The organism is Pseudomonas sp. CIP-10, from assembly GCF_020911845.1.
GTDB classification, from domain to species: Bacteria; Pseudomonadota; Gammaproteobacteria; order Pseudomonadales; family Pseudomonadaceae; genus Aquipseudomonas; species Aquipseudomonas alloputida.
The window spans coordinates 3,163,188-3,178,866 of the sequence record NZ_CP087160.1 but is presented as its reverse complement, the minus strand read 5'-3'; the positions used below and the strand labels follow the sequence as shown (position 1 = coordinate 3,178,866).

Annotated in this window: 13 protein-coding genes; 11 read left to right on the top strand and 2 right to left on the bottom strand. The window is 65.5% G+C overall.

What is annotated here, in order from left to right:
* Window positions 1–75 precede the first annotated feature (75 nt).
* The 3 genes from LMH93_RS14420 (at window position 76) to LMH93_RS14410 (ending at window position 3,678) form a co-directional block, all read left to right on the top strand.
* Window positions 76–1,386, top strand: a complete 1,311-nt coding sequence (locus tag LMH93_RS14420) for a citrate-proton symporter (RefSeq protein WP_098090242.1) — start codon at window positions 76–78, stop codon at window positions 1,384–1,386.
* Window positions 1,383–2,840 (top strand): amidase, encoded by a 1,458-nt coding sequence (locus LMH93_RS14415; RefSeq protein ID WP_230064296.1) that lies wholly within the window; start codon window positions 1,383–1,385, stop codon window positions 2,838–2,840. The genes LMH93_RS14420 and LMH93_RS14415 overlap by 4 nt, the downstream gene beginning before the upstream one ends.
* Window positions 2,841–2,904: 64 nt before the next feature.
* Window positions 2,905–3,678 (top strand): IclR family transcriptional regulator, encoded by a 774-nt coding sequence (locus LMH93_RS14410; protein ID WP_004576295.1) that lies wholly within the window; start codon window positions 2,905–2,907, stop codon window positions 3,676–3,678.
* A gap of 77 nt (window positions 3,679–3,755) precedes the next feature.
* On the opposite strand, the gene LMH93_RS14405 is transcribed toward LMH93_RS14410, so the two are convergent.
* Window positions 3,756–4,628 carry a helix-turn-helix domain-containing protein gene (locus LMH93_RS14405; RefSeq protein WP_026031933.1) on the bottom strand — a complete coding sequence of 291 codons (873 nt, stop codon included), beginning with the start codon at window positions 4,626–4,628 and terminating at the stop codon, window positions 3,756–3,758.
* Between the two features lie 176 nt (window positions 4,629–4,804).
* Between LMH93_RS14405 and LMH93_RS14400 the strand changes: the two genes are divergently transcribed.
* From LMH93_RS14400 to LMH93_RS14385, 4 genes are read left to right on the top strand one after another with little or no spacing between them, the layout of a single operon-like run.
* Window positions 4,805–5,632: an SDR family NAD(P)-dependent oxidoreductase gene (locus LMH93_RS14400; protein WP_004374198.1), complete on the top strand. Its 828-nt coding sequence runs from the start codon at window positions 4,805–4,807 to the stop codon at window positions 5,630–5,632.
* Window positions 5,629–7,344, top strand: coding sequence for an FAD-dependent oxidoreductase (locus tag LMH93_RS14395; protein ID WP_060537397.1), 1,716 nt, complete (start codon window positions 5,629–5,631; stop codon window positions 7,342–7,344). Before LMH93_RS14400 ends, LMH93_RS14395 begins: the two co-directional genes overlap by 4 nt.
* Window positions 7,344–7,670, top strand: a complete 327-nt coding sequence (locus tag LMH93_RS14390) for an NIPSNAP family protein (RefSeq protein ID WP_004374204.1) — start codon at window positions 7,344–7,346, stop codon at window positions 7,668–7,670. The genes LMH93_RS14395 and LMH93_RS14390 overlap by 1 nt, the downstream gene beginning before the upstream one ends.
* A 44-nt stretch (window positions 7,671–7,714) precedes the next feature.
* The gene (locus tag LMH93_RS14385; protein WP_004374205.1) at window positions 7,715–9,100 is read left to right on the top strand and encodes an MFS transporter; all 1,386 of its coding nucleotides are present in this window, start codon (window positions 7,715–7,717) and stop codon (window positions 9,098–9,100) included.
* On the opposite strand, the gene LMH93_RS14380 is transcribed toward LMH93_RS14385, so the two are convergent.
* Complete coding sequence (locus tag LMH93_RS14380) at window positions 9,097–9,780, bottom strand: HAD family hydrolase (RefSeq protein WP_004374207.1); 684 nt, start codon at window positions 9,778–9,780, stop codon at window positions 9,097–9,099. The two genes, LMH93_RS14385 and LMH93_RS14380, sit on opposite strands and share 4 nt — an antisense overlap.
* A gap of 91 nt (window positions 9,781–9,871) precedes the next feature.
* On the opposite strand from LMH93_RS14380, the gene lexA reads away from it, so the two are divergent.
* The 4 genes from lexA to LMH93_RS14360 are packed head-to-tail and all read left to right on the top strand — an operon-like array spanning window position 9,872 to window position 15,611.
* Window positions 9,872–10,489 (top strand): transcriptional repressor LexA, encoded by a 618-nt coding sequence (lexA, locus tag LMH93_RS14375; RefSeq protein WP_012052394.1) that lies wholly within the window; start codon window positions 9,872–9,874, stop codon window positions 10,487–10,489.
* Window positions 10,489–11,109, top strand: a complete 621-nt coding sequence (imuA, locus tag LMH93_RS14370; protein ID WP_098090248.1) for a translesion DNA synthesis-associated protein ImuA — start codon at window positions 10,489–10,491, stop codon at window positions 11,107–11,109. Before lexA ends, imuA begins: the two co-directional genes overlap by 1 nt.
* Before the next feature lie 6 nt (window positions 11,110–11,115).
* Window positions 11,116–12,534 (top strand): Y-family DNA polymerase, encoded by a 1,419-nt coding sequence (locus LMH93_RS14365; protein ID WP_098090251.1) that lies wholly within the window; start codon window positions 11,116–11,118, stop codon window positions 12,532–12,534.
* The gene (locus tag LMH93_RS14360; protein ID WP_230064295.1) at window positions 12,531–15,611 is read left to right on the top strand and encodes an error-prone DNA polymerase; all 3,081 of its coding nucleotides are present in this window, start codon (window positions 12,531–12,533) and stop codon (window positions 15,609–15,611) included. Before LMH93_RS14365 ends, LMH93_RS14360 begins: the two co-directional genes overlap by 4 nt.
* Window positions 15,612–15,679 lie beyond the last annotated feature (68 nt).

Sequence of the window (15,679 nt, the reverse complement as noted above, 5' to 3'; positions counted from 1 at the left end):
TTTTGACCACTGCCGCTGGAACCCGGGCGCGACTGCGCCTGGGCGATCACCCAATCATTGTGTGGAGTGTTCCCTATGCAGACTTCGAGCACCGGCGTGTCGCGTACCCGGCAAGTGGTGGCCGCCGTTATTGGCAACGCTCTGGAATGGTATGACTTTATCGTGTATGGCTTTCTGGCCAGCATCATCGCCCGGCAGTTCTTCCCGTCCGACGACGCGTACGCCTCGCTGCTGATGGCCCTTGCCACCTTCGGCGTCGGGTTTTTCATGCGCCCGGTGGGCGGCGTGCTGCTGGGCATGTATTCCGACCGCAAGGGCCGCAAGGCGGCCATGCAGATGATCATCCGCCTGATGACCGTGTCCATCGCCATGATCGCCTTCGCGCCCGACTACCTGGCCATCGGCATGGCTGCGCCGCTGCTGATCGTGGTGGCGCGCATGCTGCAGGGCTTTGCCACCGGTGGTGAATATGCCAGCGCCACGGCATTTCTGGTGGAAAGCGCGCCTGCCCACCGCAAGGGCCTGTATGGTTCGTGGCAATTGGTAGGGCAGTGCCTGGCGGTGTTTTCCGGGGCGGCAATGGTGGCGTTGGTTACCCACCTGTGCTCGCCTGAGGCGCTGGACAGCTGGGGCTGGCGCATCCCGTTCGTGCTGGGCCTGCTGATCGGGCCGGTCGGGCTGTGGATTCGCAAGCATATGGAGGAGCCTGAGGCGTTTGTCGAGGCGCGTCGCCATGCCAAGGGCCAGTCGCCCGGCCTGTGGCAGGTGCTGCGTGAACACCGGCGCAGCCTGCTGGTGTCGATGGGGTTGGCCTGCGGCGCGACGGTATCGTTCTACGTGGTGCTGGTGAACATGCCGACCTTCGCCCACAAAAGCCTAGGCCTGCCGCTGGACCAGGTGCTGCTGGTGCAGATGCTCGCCGTGGGGCTGATGACCCTCGTGATTCCGTTATCCGGGGCGCTGTCTGACCGGCTGGGGCGGCGCCCGGTGCTGATGGCCTTCACCCTGGCGTTCTTCGTGATGGTTTACCCACTGTATGTGTGGGTGGCCGCTGCGCCTTCCCTGGAGCGCCTGTTGGTCATGCAACTGCTGTTGTGCACGGCCATCGGTGGCTTCTTCGGCCCGGCACCTACTGCCCTGGCCGAACAATTCCCGGTCCAGGTGCGTTCCACCGGCGTGTCGGTGGCCTACAACGTGGCGGTGATGGTGTTCGGTGGCTTTGCCCCGTTGATCGTGACCTGGCTCACCCAGGTGCTCGGCACCCCAGTGGCGCCGGCGTTCTACGTGCTGTTTGCCTGCCTGCTGACATTGCTGGGCACCTATTGCCTGAAAGAAGCACCGCGGGCAGTCAAGCCTGCCGCCTTCAACCTTGGAGTAAAACCGTGAAGCCGCTAGCCATCGACCCCATTGTTGCCCTCGATGCCGAGGCACTGTCCCAGGCCATCCATGCCCGCCAGTTGTCATGCCGGGAGGTGATGCAGGCTTACCTGGGGCATGTCGAGCGCTTCAATCGGCAGGTCAATGCACTGGTCTCGCTGCGCCCGGCCGAAGTGCTGCTGGCCGAGGCCGAGACGCGTGACCGCGAACTGGCCCGTGGCCACTCGCGCGGCTGGATGCATGGCATGCCGCAGGCAATCAAGGACCTCGCCGCCACGGCCGGGCTGCGTACCACGCTCGGCTCGCCGCTGTTTGCCGAGCAGGTACCCGAGCAGGATGCGATCAGCGTGGCGCGGGTGCGGGCGAGTGGGGCATTGATCATGGGCAAGAGCAATGTGCCCGAGTTTGGCCTGGGCTCGCAAAGCTACAACCCCTTGTTTGGCACCACCACCAACGCCTACGACCCGTCGCGGGTGGCGGGTGGCAGCAGCGGTGGGGCTGCAGCGGCGCTGGCCATGCGCTTGCTGCCGGTGGCCGACGGCAGCGACATGATGGGCTCGCTGCGCAACCCGGCGGCGTTCAATAACCTGTTCGGCCTGCGCCCATCGCAGGGCCGCGTGCCGCATGGGCCGGCGCCCGAGCTGTTCGTGCAGCAGTTGGCCACAGAAGGGCCGATGGGCCGCAGTGTAGTCGACGTGGCGCGGCTGCTGTCGATACAGGCGGGTGTTGATGCCCGGGCGCCGCTGTCGCTGAGCGAAGGCTGGCGCGATTTTGCCGTTGGCTTGCCGCGCGATTTTCGCGGAGTACGGGTGGGCTGGCTGGGCGACTACAACGGCTATCTGCCGATGGATGACGGGGTAATGAGCCTGTGCGAGTCGGCGCTGCCCGACTTTGCCGAGCTGGGCTGCCAGGTCGAGGCCTGCCAGCCGGCATTCGACCTGGCGCGCTTGTGGCAATGCTGGCTGACCCACCGCCACTTCCTGGTGCATGGCAACCTCGGCGCAGCCTATGCCGACCCCGGCAAGCGCGCATTGCTCAAGCCCGAAGCACAGTGGGAGGTGGAAGGTGGCTTGCAGCTGAGTGCGGCGGCGCTGTACCAGGCTTCGTTGGACCGCAGTGACTGGTACCGCGCCATGGGCAAGCTGTTCGAGCGTTACGACTTCCTGCTGTTGCCCTCGGCCCAGGTGTTCCCTTTCGATGCACGCCAGCCATGGCCGGCGGTGGTCGGGAGGCGGGCAATGGACACCTACCACCGCTGGATGGAAGTGGTGATCGGGCCGACCTTGGCCGGCTTGCCGAGCATCAGCGTGCCGGTGGGGTTCAATGCCGCCGGGTTGCCCATGGGCCTGCAAATCATAGGCCCGGCGCAGGCCGACCATGCCGTGCTGCAGCTGGCGTATGCCCATGAACAGCTCACCCGCTGGGTGGTGCGCTGCCCGCCACAACGCCTGCTTGCGCCATGAAAGCACGGGCAGGCGCGGATCTTGCTGGCTATCCTGACCATCCCGCTACAAGGAGGTCATACCCATGGGCATCACGGCAGACAGCGGCGGCGTGCGTTCGGTGGAGCGGGCGCTGGCCATTGTCGACCTGCTGGGCGAACACCAGGCGTTGGGCCTGGAAGAACTGCACTACCTGACGGCGCTGCCCAAGGCCACGGTGTCGCGCATGATCGCCACCTTGCAGGCGCAAGGCTGGGTGTACCGCGGCCTTGCCGACCGGCGCTACCGGCTGTGCGCGCGACGCCTGTTCGGTGACCGCCAGTTGCGTTTCAAGCGGCGCCTGGTGGAAAGCGCAGCGCCCATGCTGCTGGAGCTGAGTGAGCGCACCGGGCTGGTCGCTGACCTGTCGTGTTTCGACGGCCAGCGGCTGGAGGTGATGGAAAGCGCCATTCCCCAGGTGCTGCGCAAGCGCTATCCGCTCACCAGTCAGATCGTTGGGCAGCATGCCAGCCTGTTTCATTCGGCGATGGGGCGGGCGTGCCTCGGGGAGCTGGCGGTGGACGAAGTGCAGCGCCTGGCGGCCCATGAGCGGCTGGGTGACGACGGGTTGTTGCGCGATATCGAAGAACAAGCGCACAAGGGCTTTGGTCAGCGCACCGAAGGCTACTGGGAATACCCGGTGCGCCTGCCGTTCCTGATCCGCGCCATTGCCTTGCCGGTACATGCCGAAGGGCGCCTGGTCGGCAGCATTGCCTTGCAATGGCCGCTGGATCAGGCGCCGGTGGAGCGGGTGTCGAGCCTGCACCTGAGCAGTTTGGCGACCACGGTGGGGGAAGTGCAGCGGGCCTTGGCTGTTTGATGTTTCCTGCACGGGTTTCTTCGCGGGTAAGCCACAGACGCGTGCATTGCCAGTACCGCCCACAGAACCTGCGGGCGTTACTGGCCCTCCCGAAATCCGCTAGGGCTCACCCCCGCCTGCTTGCGAAAGAACCGGCTGAAATACCCCACATCGGCAAACCCCAGCTCATGGGCGATCTCTTTCACGCTCAGGCTCGAATGCCCGAGCATGCGCTTGGCCTCCAGCACCAGTCGGGCATTGATCACATTCATCGGCGTCATGCCCAGGTGTTCCTGGCACAACCGCCCCAACGTCACCAGGGTCATGCCCAATTCGGCGGCGTATTCCGCCAGTGGCCAGTGCGCGCGGTAGTGCATGTCTACCAGCTCGCGAAAAGCCGTCAGTTGCTGGCTGCGTCTTGATACTGGGCGCTGCTCACCTGCGGGCATGTACGGCTCATGGCGCAGGACATGGATCATCAGTGCCAGCAATAGCGCCATGCTGCTGGCCACATGCTCGCGGGCGCGGTTGTGGTATTCCTCGCGCAGGGCCCGAAACAGGGGCAACAACGGGTCTTCATCGGCGGCCCAGTGGGGCAGGGCAATCACCTGTGGTTTGCGCAGTTGCACCCGCACGTTGGGTGCCAGCACCTGGGCGATGCTATCCAGCGGGTGCTGCGCAGCCGTGATTACCTGGCCTTCTACCTGGCTGGCCCAATGAAATCCATGCACCACCTGCGCCGGGACGTACACCACGCAGGGTGCATGAACCTGAAACCGGTCACTGTCGAACAGCACCTCGCCGCCACCGCTTTGCAGGTACAACAGCTGCAGCAAGCCTTCGTGACGGTGTGCGGCAATCTCCCAGTTGTGCGCGCCAGAGCGCTGGGATATCTGCTCCACATGCAAGGCTTCGTGCCACACCGGCTGCGCGGTTTCACCGTACAGGGCGTAATTGGGGATCTTGTTCATGGTGTTGTAATTGTTCTGTTCAGTACCCGCTACTGTGCCATAGCTGCCCGCAGGCTTCAGGGCGCAGTGGGCAAATTGACGGGAATGTGGGGCTGGTTGCAGGTTTTGTCCATTCTGCCGGTGGGCCTGCCGGCCATAGCCTGTTGCCCAGAACAAGCAACGCTCTGGAGAGCAGCATGCACAACAACAAGATCCTTTCTCAGTGGCTAGGCCTGGAGTCGGCCGTATGCGTGGTGACCGGCGCGGCCGGCGGCATTGGCGCAGCATTGGCCGCAGCCTTGGTGGAGCAGCAGGCCCACGTGGTGCTGCTTGACCGCGACCTGGACAAATGCCGCGAACTGGCGGCCACCCTGGGGGAACACAGTGCAGGCGAAGTCAGTGCCCTGGCCTGCGACATTGCCGATCCGGCCAGCGTGGAGCAGGCTGCGGCCCAGGTACAGGCGCTGCATGGGCGCTGCGATGTACTGGTCAACAATGCCAGCGTGCTGCGCCCCGGTGCGCTGGACACGCTAAGCCTGGAACAATGGAACCAGGTGCTGGCGGTCAACCTCAGTGGCTACCTTTTGTGTGCCCAGGCCTTTGGCCGTTCCATGCTGGACTGCGGCCAGGGCCGTATCGTGCATGTGGCCTCGATTGCAGCCCATTACCCGCAACCCAACAGTGGCGCTTACAGCGCGGCGAAGGCAGGCGTCAGCATGTTGTCGCGGCAGATCGCCGTGGAATGGGGGCCGCGCGGTGTGCGCAGCAACGCCGTATGCCCGGGTTTGATCCGCACGCCATTGTCGGCGGCGTTCTATGCCGACCCACAGGTGGAGCGCCGGCGTAGCGCCATGACCGCCAACCAGCGCATCGGTGAGCCGCAAGACATCGCCGAAGCCGTGCTGTTTCTGGCCAGCCGCCGCGCCGACTATATCAACGGCGCCGAGCTGACCGTGGATGGCGGACTGGAAAGCATGCCCATGGCATTGATCCCGCGCCCTGGCTTCGAGGGGGCAGGCCAATGAGTACGCGTAGCTGCGATGTACTGGTCATCGGTGCGGGTGCTGGCGGCCTGGCGACAGCCATCACGGCGAAAAAGCTTGGCCTGGATGTGATCGTCATCGAAAAGGAGGCGTGCTTCGGCGGCACCACGGCGTTTTCCGGCGGTGTGCTGTGGGTGCCGGGCACCCGGCACGGGGGCAATGACAGCCAAGCAGCGGCCATGACCTACCTGCGCAACGAAACCGGTGCCTGCTTCGATGCGGCCGGGGTGGAGGCATTCTTGCGCTACGCGCCGCAGATGGTTGAGTTTTTCGAGCGCGAGACGGCAGTCAAATTCGTGCCCACGCTGTACCCCGATTATCACCCGCAGGTGGAAGGCGGCGTCGATGTGGGCCGCTCGATACTGGCCGCACCTTACGACATCCGTGGTCTGGGGCCCGACATGGCGCGGCTGCGCCCGCCGCTGAAGACCATCACCTTCATCGGCATGATGTTCAACTCGTCGAATGCCGACCTCAAGCACTTCTTCAATGTCACCCGTTCATTGACCTCGTTCGCCTACGTGGCCAAACGCCTGCTGACCCATTTGAAGGAGCTGGCCTTGTACCGACGCGGCACCCAGGTCACCAGTGGCAATGCCCTGGCGGCACGGCTGGTACGCTCGGCACTGGACCTGGGCATTCCGATTCTCACAGGCACCCCGGCGCGGCAGTTGCTGCGCGAAGGGGCGCGGGTAGTGGGGGCGGTGACCGAGCAGGCCGGCAGCGAGCAGCGCATCGAGGCCCGGCGTGGGGTGGTGCTGGCCTGTGGCGGTTTCTCCCATGACCTGCAACGGCTGCGCCAGGCCTACCCGCATGTACGGCGTGGCGGCGAGCATTTTTCACCGGTGCCAGCGGGCAACACCGGCGATGGCGCGCGCATGGCCGAGGCGCTGGGAGCAAAGGTCGATATCTGCCTGCAGGCACCTGCAGCCTGGATGCCGGTGTCGAAGGTGCCGGTGGGTGGTGGGCGGCATATTGCCTTTCCGCACTTGCTCGACCGCTACAAGCCGGGTGTGATCGGCGTGCTGCGTTCGGGGCAGCGATTCACCAATGAGTCGAATGCCTACCACGACGTAGGCGCAGCGCTGATCGAGGCGTGTTCCGAGCAGGCAGAAACCGCCATGTGGCTGGTATGCGACCGCCGCACCCTGGCCAAATACGGGCTGGGCTTTGCCAAGCCTGCGCCGATGCCGCTGGGGCCATTGCTGCGCAACGGCTACCTGCTCAAGGGCCAGACCCTGGCGGAGTTGGCCGGCAAGGCCGGTATCGATGCGCAAGGGCTGGAGCAGACTGTGCGCGAGTACAACCTTGGCGCTGTCCACGGCGAAGACCGTCAGTTCGGCCGCGGCAGCACCAGCTTCAATCGCTACCTGGCCGACCCGCAGCAACAACCCAACCCGTGCGTAGCGCCGGTTGGCGAGGGACCGTACTTTGCCGTGAAAGTGATCATGGGCGATCTGGGCACTTTCGACGGGCTGCGCACCCGTGTGACCGGTGAAGTGTTGGCGGCCGACGGGCAAGTCATCGACGGCCTGTATGCGGTGGGTAACGACCGCGCCAGCATCATGGGCGGCAACTACCCCGGGGCGGGCATCACCCTGGGGCCGATCATGACCTTTGCCTACATCACCGGGCGCCATCTGGCGGGTGTCGAGCAGGGGCTGGCGGCGGGCAACGCACGGGAGGTGGCGTGATGGACAAGCCTGTGGTCGACCACCGCATCTACACCATTCGCCCACGCGGCATGGCGGCCTTTCTCGAGGCGTTCGACCAGCTGGCGATGCCGATCCTGCTGCGCCACCTCGGTGCACCCCTGGCGTTTTACACCAGCAGCATCGGGCCGTTGAACCAGGTGGTGCACTTGTGGGGCTATGACAGCCTCGATGACTTCGAGAAGCGCAGCGCAGCGCGGGATGCCGACCCGGACTTTGCCGCGTACCTGCATGCCACCCGCGACCTGGTGGTGGCTCAGGAAACACGCATCATAAGGCCTGTGCGCTTACCCAGCCTTTTCCACTAGGGCTGCGACAAACACCGTCATAAAAACAACAACAGGTGATACCTATGAACAACACGCTCGACGTGCGCCAACTGATCGACCAGCAACCCATCGGCCGCTACCAGAAATGGGTGGTGTTCCTTGGCTTTCTCATCATCGCCCTGGACGGCCTGGACGTCGCCATCATCGGCTTCATTGCCCCGCAATTGAAAAGCGACTGGGGCCTGGATGCGCAAAGTCTGGGCCCGGTATTGAGCGCCGCGTTGATCGGCCTGGCACTCGGCGCCTTGATTGCCGGCCCCTTGGCGGACCGTTACGGGCGCAAGGCGGTGTTGCTGTGCAGCGTGCTGCTGTTTGGCCTCTGGACACTGGCCTCGGCCTTTTCACCCAACCTGGAAGCCCTGGTCGCGTTGCGCTTTCTGACCGGCCTGGGCCTGGGCGCAGCCATGCCCAATGCCAGCACCCTGGTCAGCGAGTATGCCCCGGCACGCAGCCGCTCGCTGCTCATTACCCTGGCATTCTGCGGCTTCTCCCTGGGCGCTGCGGCAGGTGGTTTCGTCAGCGCCTGGATGATTCCGAACCTGGGCTGGCGCAGTGTCTTGGCATTGGGTGGGGTGTTGCCGCTGATGGTCCTGCCGTTGCTGTATTGGCGCCTGCCGGAATCGGTGACGTTCCTGGTCAGCAAAGGGGCGGACCGCAAGCGCATTCTGGCCATTGTCCGTCGCCTGGCACCTGAGCATGTCAACGCCGACACGACCTTTGTCTTGCCCGGTAAAGCCCAGGCTGCAGGCGGTGCAATCGGCACCATCCTCTCTGCGCGGTATCGCTTTGGTACCTGCATGCTCTGGGGCGGGTACGTGCTGGCGCTGTTCCTGGTCTATCTGTTCAGCGGCTGGTTGCCGACGCTGGTAAAGGAGGGGGGCGGGTTTTCGGTGGCCGAAGCGGCCATCGTCACCGCCTGTTTCCAGATTGGCGGCCCGTTGGGCGCGATTTCGGTGGGTTGGGCCATGGATCGCTACCCGGCGCAGCGCGTGCTGGTACTGACCTTCCTGTTCAGTGGTGCGGTGATTTTTGCAATTGGTCAGGTCGCTGCGGACTTCGCCTGGTTGTGTGCGGTTGCGAGCGCTGTGGGCTTTGGCCTTAATGGGGCAAGTGTTGGCATGAATGCACTGGCGGCGGCTTTTTACCCGACTGAAGCACGGGCGACCGGCGCCAGCTGGATGAGCGGCATCGGGCGCCTGGGTGCGATTCTCAGTGCCTTTGCCGGGGCACAGATGCTGGCACTGGGCTGGAGCTTTGCCCAGGTATTCGCTTCGTTGTTGCTACCCGCAGGGTTGGCGGCTTTGGCGGTATGGCTGCAAGGGCGAAATGCGGCGTCACGGCTTAGCGTTCCAGGTTGTACATCCGGCACCCCGGCTGCAGCGCCAGCAGGTTCGGCTCCCACTCCCTAGCCTTCGGGAACACAGCCCCTGTCTGAAGCCATACGCTCGATCAACGCCCACAACGCCGCATCATTGAAATCGTCGACAACCAGCCTGGCGCCCGCCGCCAGCAACCGCTCCGGGGTCTGCGTCGTGGCCACGCCCACGGTAAAGATCCCCGCGCCACTGGCTGCGGCCGTCCCCGGCAATGAGTCCTCGAAGGCCAGCGCTTGCCCGGCCTCGGCACCCAGCCGCTGCAGGCCGGTGAGGTAGGGCAGCGGGTCCGGTTTGGGCCGTGCCAGTTCTTCGGCCACCAGCACATGTTCAAAGTGCTGGCCCAGGCCCATGGCGTTCAGCATGTGCTCGGCGTTCAGCCGCGGTGCGTTGGTCACCACGCACATGCCGATGTCATGGGCCTGGGCATGCTCCAGCAGGCGCAACAGGCCTGGCATTGGCTCAAGCGACGGCGACATCGCGCGAAACAGCGCTTCCTTGCGGTCGGCCAACGCCTGGCACTGTTCGACGCTGGCGCCGCTGAACAGCTCGGCGAACAGCTCGCCGTTGGCGCGGCCGCTGACCTGGGCGTCGAACTGCGCCTGGCTCAGCTCGCGGCCGTCGTGTTCGCGCAGAAGTTGGCGAAAGGCCTGCAGGTGCAGGGTGTCAGTGTCGGTGAGGGTACCGTCAAGGTCGAACAGCAGGGCGGTCAGCATGGGATATCCAGATGAAAAAACACAAGCCAGGGGATCATAACCAAAGCTGACGACGAAGGGGGCTGTTCAGCGTGCTCCGAAAAGAGTACAAATGTGCTCCATGGACACTCTTACCCCCAAACGCCGCGCCATTTTCGAATTCATCCGTGAGCGCATTGCCGAGCATGGTCAGCCGCCGAGCCTGGCCGATATCGCCACGCGCTTCGGTTTTGCCTCGCGCAGCGTTGCGCGCAAGCACATCACCGCCCTGTGCCAGGCCGGTTACATCGATGTCACGCCAAACCAGGCCCGGGGCATACGCCTGGCCGAACCGCTGCGCCGGCCGGAAATCCTCGAAATACCCGTGCTGGGCCAGGTGGCGGCGGGTGCCCCCATCGGCCCGGACCTGGACATCCACGAGCAGTTGCTGCTCGACCCCAGCCTGTTCCGCCGTACCCCCGACTACCTGCTGAAGGTGCGGGGCGACTCGATGATCGACGACGGCATCTTTGACGGTGACCTGGTCGGCATCCTGCAACAGGCCGACGCCCGCGACGGGCAAATCGTGGTTGCGCGCCTGGACGGCGAAGTGACCATCAAACGCCTGCAACGCCAAGGTGGCACTTACCGGCTGTTGCCACGCAACCCTGCGTATGCGCCGATCGATGTGCAGCCCGAACAGGACTTTTTCATCGAAGGCGTGTTCTGCGGCTTGCTGAGGCGTGACTGATGGGCGCCGTGGTCGACCTCGACAGGCTGCTGGAGCAGCGCCGGGTATGGCGCGGCCGGCAGGCCCAGGCGCGGCCACTCGGGCTGCAGCCCACCGGCCATCCTGCCCTCGACGAACGTTTGCCGGAAGGTGGCTGGCCGGCGGCAGCACTGAGCGAGCTGTTGCTGGCCAACCCCGGCTGTGGCGAATTGCAGTTGCTGTGGCCAACCCTGGCCCGGCTGAGTGCAGAAGCCAGCAGAGTGGTGCTGGTGGCTCCACCCTTCATCCCTTTTGCACCGGCCTGGCAGGCAGCGGGGGTGGACCTGCGCTGGCTGGTACAGGTGGATGCCGAGCCTGCCGATGCCCTGTGGGCTGCCGAACAGTGCCTGCGCTCGGGCAGTTGCGCGGCGGTGCTGTGCTGGCCGGAACGTGCCGATGACCGCGCCCTGCGGCGCTTGCAGGTAGCGGCCGAAACCGGGCAGGCACTGGCGTTCGCCTGCAGGCCGCAGCAGGCGTCGCACAACCCTTCACCCGCAGCGCTGCGCATTGCAGTCGACACACGCCCGGCGCAATGGCGCGTGCTGAAAAGCCGGGGTGGCATGCCACCAGCGCTGCCAATACCCTGCCCGGGGCGGGGCTGATGCACCATGCTCTGGGCCTGCATCCTGCTCCCGCAGCTTGCGCTGGACACCGTCCTGCGTGAGCGTGACGACCCTGACACACCCTTGGTGCTGATTGGCGGGCCGACCCAGCGTCGCGTGTTGCAGGCAGTCAACCCGGCGGCCGCTGCACTGGGCCTGCGCGCCGGGCAAACCCTGACCGCAGCGCGTGCCCTGGCCGATGGCTTCACCTGCGTCGAAGCTGACCCCAAACGCATCGATCAGGTGCAACAGTTGCTGGCGGCCTGGGCCTACCGCTTCAGTGCCCAGGTCAGCCTGCATTACCCTCGGGCGCTGCTGCTGGAAGTGGGCTCCAGCCTGCAACTGTTCGGGCCCTGGCCTTTGTTCGAGGCACGTCTGCGTCAGGAACTGGCAGAACTGGGCCTGCGTCAACGCATTGTCCTGGCCAGCAACCCGGTGGCTGCTCGCATGCTCGCCAATGGCCACGATGGCCTGGCCGTGGGCGATGTCGACGCCACCCGAGCGGCGCTGCTTAGCATGCCCATCACGCGCGTCGGCCTGCCGGCAGAGGCGGCCGAAGCGTTTGCCCGCATGGGCTTGCACCAGCTGGGCCAGGTATTGGCCTTGCCGCGCGATACCTTGGCCAGGCGCTTTGCGGCCCAGGTGCAGCTGCACCTCGACCAGTTGCTCGGCCTGCGCAACCTGGGGCTGGACTTCTACCAGCCACCCGACCGTTTCGAAACCCGGCTGGAACTCAACTTCGACGTCGAATCGCACCAGGCGCTGTTGTTCCCGCTGCGGCGCATGCTCAACGACCTTGCTGCTTTTCTGGCCGGGCGAGACTGTGGCGTGCAGCGCTTCTGCCTGCATCTGGAGCACGCCGAGGGGCCGGATACCCTGCTCAAGGTGGGCCTGCTGGCGGCCGAACGCGATGCTGCGATGCTGTTCGAGCTGGCCCGTGGGCGCCTTGAGCCGCTGCGCATACCCGCACCGGTGCGCAACCTGCGGCTGGTTGCCGAAGACTTGCCACCCTTCGTGCCACAGCATCAGGCGTTGTTCGACCCGCGGGCGCAACAGGCGCAACCCTGGGCGCAATTGCGTGAGCGGTTGCGCGCCCGCCTGGGGGATGAGGCCGTCAAGGGGCTTGGCGCAGCCGCCGATCACCGCCCCGAATGCGCCTGGCAGTTGGTGGAGCAGGGTGCCCAAGGCAACATGCCGGTTGCAGCGGGCAGCCGCCCGGGGTGGCTGTTGTCGGCACCGATCGCGCTGGATGACGCCGCCTACCAGGTGCAGGGCTACGCCGAACGCATCGAATCAGGTTGGTGGGATGGCGGCGATGTGCGTCGCGACTACTACCGCATCGAAACCCGTGACGGCTTGCGCGGCTGGGCCTACCGCGACCTGAGCCAGGCCGGCCCGCTTTGGCTGCAGGGTTGGTTCGCATGAACACCCCGGGTTATGCCGAGCTGCATTGCCTTTCCAACTTCAGCTTCCAGCGCGGTGCATCGAGCGCCGACGAGCTGTTCCGGCGTGCGCGCGAGCAGGGCTACCAGGCCTTGGCAATCACTGACGAATGCACGCTGGCCGGTATCGTGCGCGCCTGGCAGGCAGCCAAGGTGCACCAGCTGCGGCTGATCGTTGGCAGCGAGGTGCAATTGTGCGACGGGCCCAAGCTGGTGCTGCTGGTCGAGAACCTGACCGGCTACCAGAACCTGTGCGCGCTGATCACCCGTGCCCGGCGGCGGGCAGAGAAGGGGGCGTACCAGCTGTTTCGTGATGACTTGCTGCTGCACCACCAAGGCCTGCTGGCCTTGTGGGTGGCCGCTGACAGTGGCGATACCGCTACCGGTGCGTGGCTGCGCAGTGTGTTCGCTGAGCGCCTGTGGCTGGCCGTGCACCTGCACCGGGGCAGTGACGATGCCATGCGCCTGCAACGGTTGCGGGCACTGGCGGCTGATGTGGGTATCCGCGCCGTGGCCTGTGGCGACGTGCACATGCACGTGCGTGGTCGCCGTGCCTTGCAGGACTGCATGACTGCCATCCGCCAGCATTGCCAGGTGAGCGAGGCCGGGCGCTTTCTGTTTGCCAATGGCGAACGGCACCTGCGCAGCCAAGCGCAACTGGCCGAGTTGTATCCGCTCGACCTGCTGGCCGAGACCCTGGTCATTGCCCGGCGCTGCCAGTTTGACCTGAGCGAACTGAACTACCAGTACCCACGCGAACTGGTGCCCGAGGGGCATACCCCGGCAAGCTGGCTGCGTGAATTGTGCGAGCAAGGCCTGCCGCTGCGCTGGCCAGGCGGGCCGAGTGGCAAGGTGCGGGCTGTGCTTGCCAAGGAACTGGGGCTGATCGAAGAGCTGGGCTACGAAAGCTACTTCCTGACGGTGCACGACATTGTCGCCTTCGCCCGCAGCCAGCGCATCCTATGCCAGGGCCGGGGGTCGGCAGCCAACTCGGTGGTGTGCTTCGTACTGGGCATCACCGAGCTTGACCCCATGAAACACCACCTGCTGTTCGAGCGCTTCCTGTCGCGCGAGCGCAACGAGCCGCCGGACATCGACGTGGACTTCGAACACGACCGGCGCGAGGAGGTGATCCAGTATGTGTTCCGTCGCTATGGCCGGCACCGGGCGGCGCTCACTGCGGTAGTCAACACCTACCATGCCGCCGGTGCGGTGCGGGATGTGGCGCGGGTGCTGGGGCTACCTGCCGACCAGGTGGATGCCCTGGCCAAATGCTGTGGCCGCTGGAGCGATCGCATACCCGATGACCAGCGCCTGGCCGAAGCCGGTTTCGAAGCGGGCAGCCCTTCGCTGCGGCGGGTGCTGGTGCTGGCCGGCGAACTGATCGGCTTCCCCCGGCACCTGTCACAGCACCCGGGCGGTTTTGTCATCTCCCAGCAACCGCTCGACCAGCTGGTGCCGGTGGAGAATGCCGCGATGCCGGAGCGCACGGTGATCCAGTGGGATAAGGATGACCTGGACATGGTTGGCCTGCTCAAGGTCGACGTACTGGCGTTGGGCATGCTCAGCGCCTTGCGCCGCTGCTTCGACCTGCTGCAGCACCACCGTGGCCGGCACCTGACCCTGGCGACCATCCCCAGCGAAGACCCGGCCACCTACGCCATGATCAGCCGTGCCGAGACCATGGGCGTGTTCCAGATCGAGTCACGCGCGCAAATGGCCATGTTGCCGCGGCTGCGGCCCCAAAAGTTCTACGACCTGGTCATCGAGGTTGCCATCGTCCGCCCCGGGCCGATTCAGGGTGACATGGTGCACCCGTACCTGCGCCGGCGCCTAAAGCAGGAACCGGTGACGTATCCGTCGCCGCAACTGAAGGAAGTGTTCGAACGTACCTTGGGCGTGCCGCTGTTCCAGGAGCAGGTGATGGAGCTGGCGATGGTCGCGGCCGACTATACCCCGGGCGAGGCCGACCAGTTGCGTCGCAGCATGGCAGCCTGGAAGCGCCACGGCGGCCTGGAACCGCACCGCGAACGGCTGGTGCAGGGCATGTTGCGCAATGGTTACACGCTGGCGTTTGCCGAGCGCATCTTCGAGCAGATCAAGGGGTTTGGCAGCTATGGCTTCCCTGAGTCGCATGCGGCCAGCTTCGCCTTGCTGTGCTATGCCAGCAGTTGGCTGAAGTGCCATGAGCCGGCGATCTTCACCTGTGCGTTGGTCAACAGTTGGCCGATGGGCTTCTACAGCCCTGATCAGCTGCTGCAAGAGGCTCGCCGTCAAGGTATCGAGGTACGGCCGGTTGATGTCTGCCACAGCGACTGGGACTGCACCCTGGAGCCTGATGCTGAAGGCACCCTGGCCATTCGCATGGGCCTGCGACTGGTGCGTGGCCTGGCCGAAGCCGATGCCAGGCGCGTGCAGCAGGCGAGGGCGCAGCGGCCGTGGCGCAACGTCGAAGACCTGTGCCTGCGCGCCGGCCTGGACGCACGGGCCCGTGCCCGCCTGGCTGATGGCGGGGCGCTGCGCGCCTTGGCCAGCGATCGGCATCAGGCGCGCTGGCAGGTGGCGGCGGTGCAGCCGCAGCTGCCGTTGTTCGCCGATGTGCAGGCCTTGCCTGAAGAACCGGTGCAATTGCCCGTGCCAACCGTGGGCGAGGACCTGATGGCCGATTATCAAACCCTCGGCACTACGCTTGGCCCACATCCGCTGGCCCTGTTGCGCGCTCGCCTGAGGGCACTGGGGTGTCGCAGCTCCAGTGAATTGCAGGGTGTGGAGCATGGCGACAACATTGCCGTGGCCGGGCTGGTGGTGGGCCGGCAACGGCCTCAAACCGCCAGCGGTGTGACCTTCGTTACTTTGGAAGACGAACATGGCATGGTCAACGTGGTGGTGTGGCGTGCGCTGGCCGAACGGCAGCGGCGGGCGCTGGTGGGTTCGCAGTTGCTCAAGGTCAGTGGGCGGTTGGAGCAGGAGAATGGGGTGCGGCACCTGATAGCGCGGCGGTTGGAGGATGTGAGTCTGCTGCTGCAAGGGCTGGATGTGCGCAGCCGGGATTTTCACTGACCCCCAACGCTCGGTACTTGCGCGGTTCCCTGTGGGTGCGGGCGAGCCCGCGAAGCAGCCACCGCGTT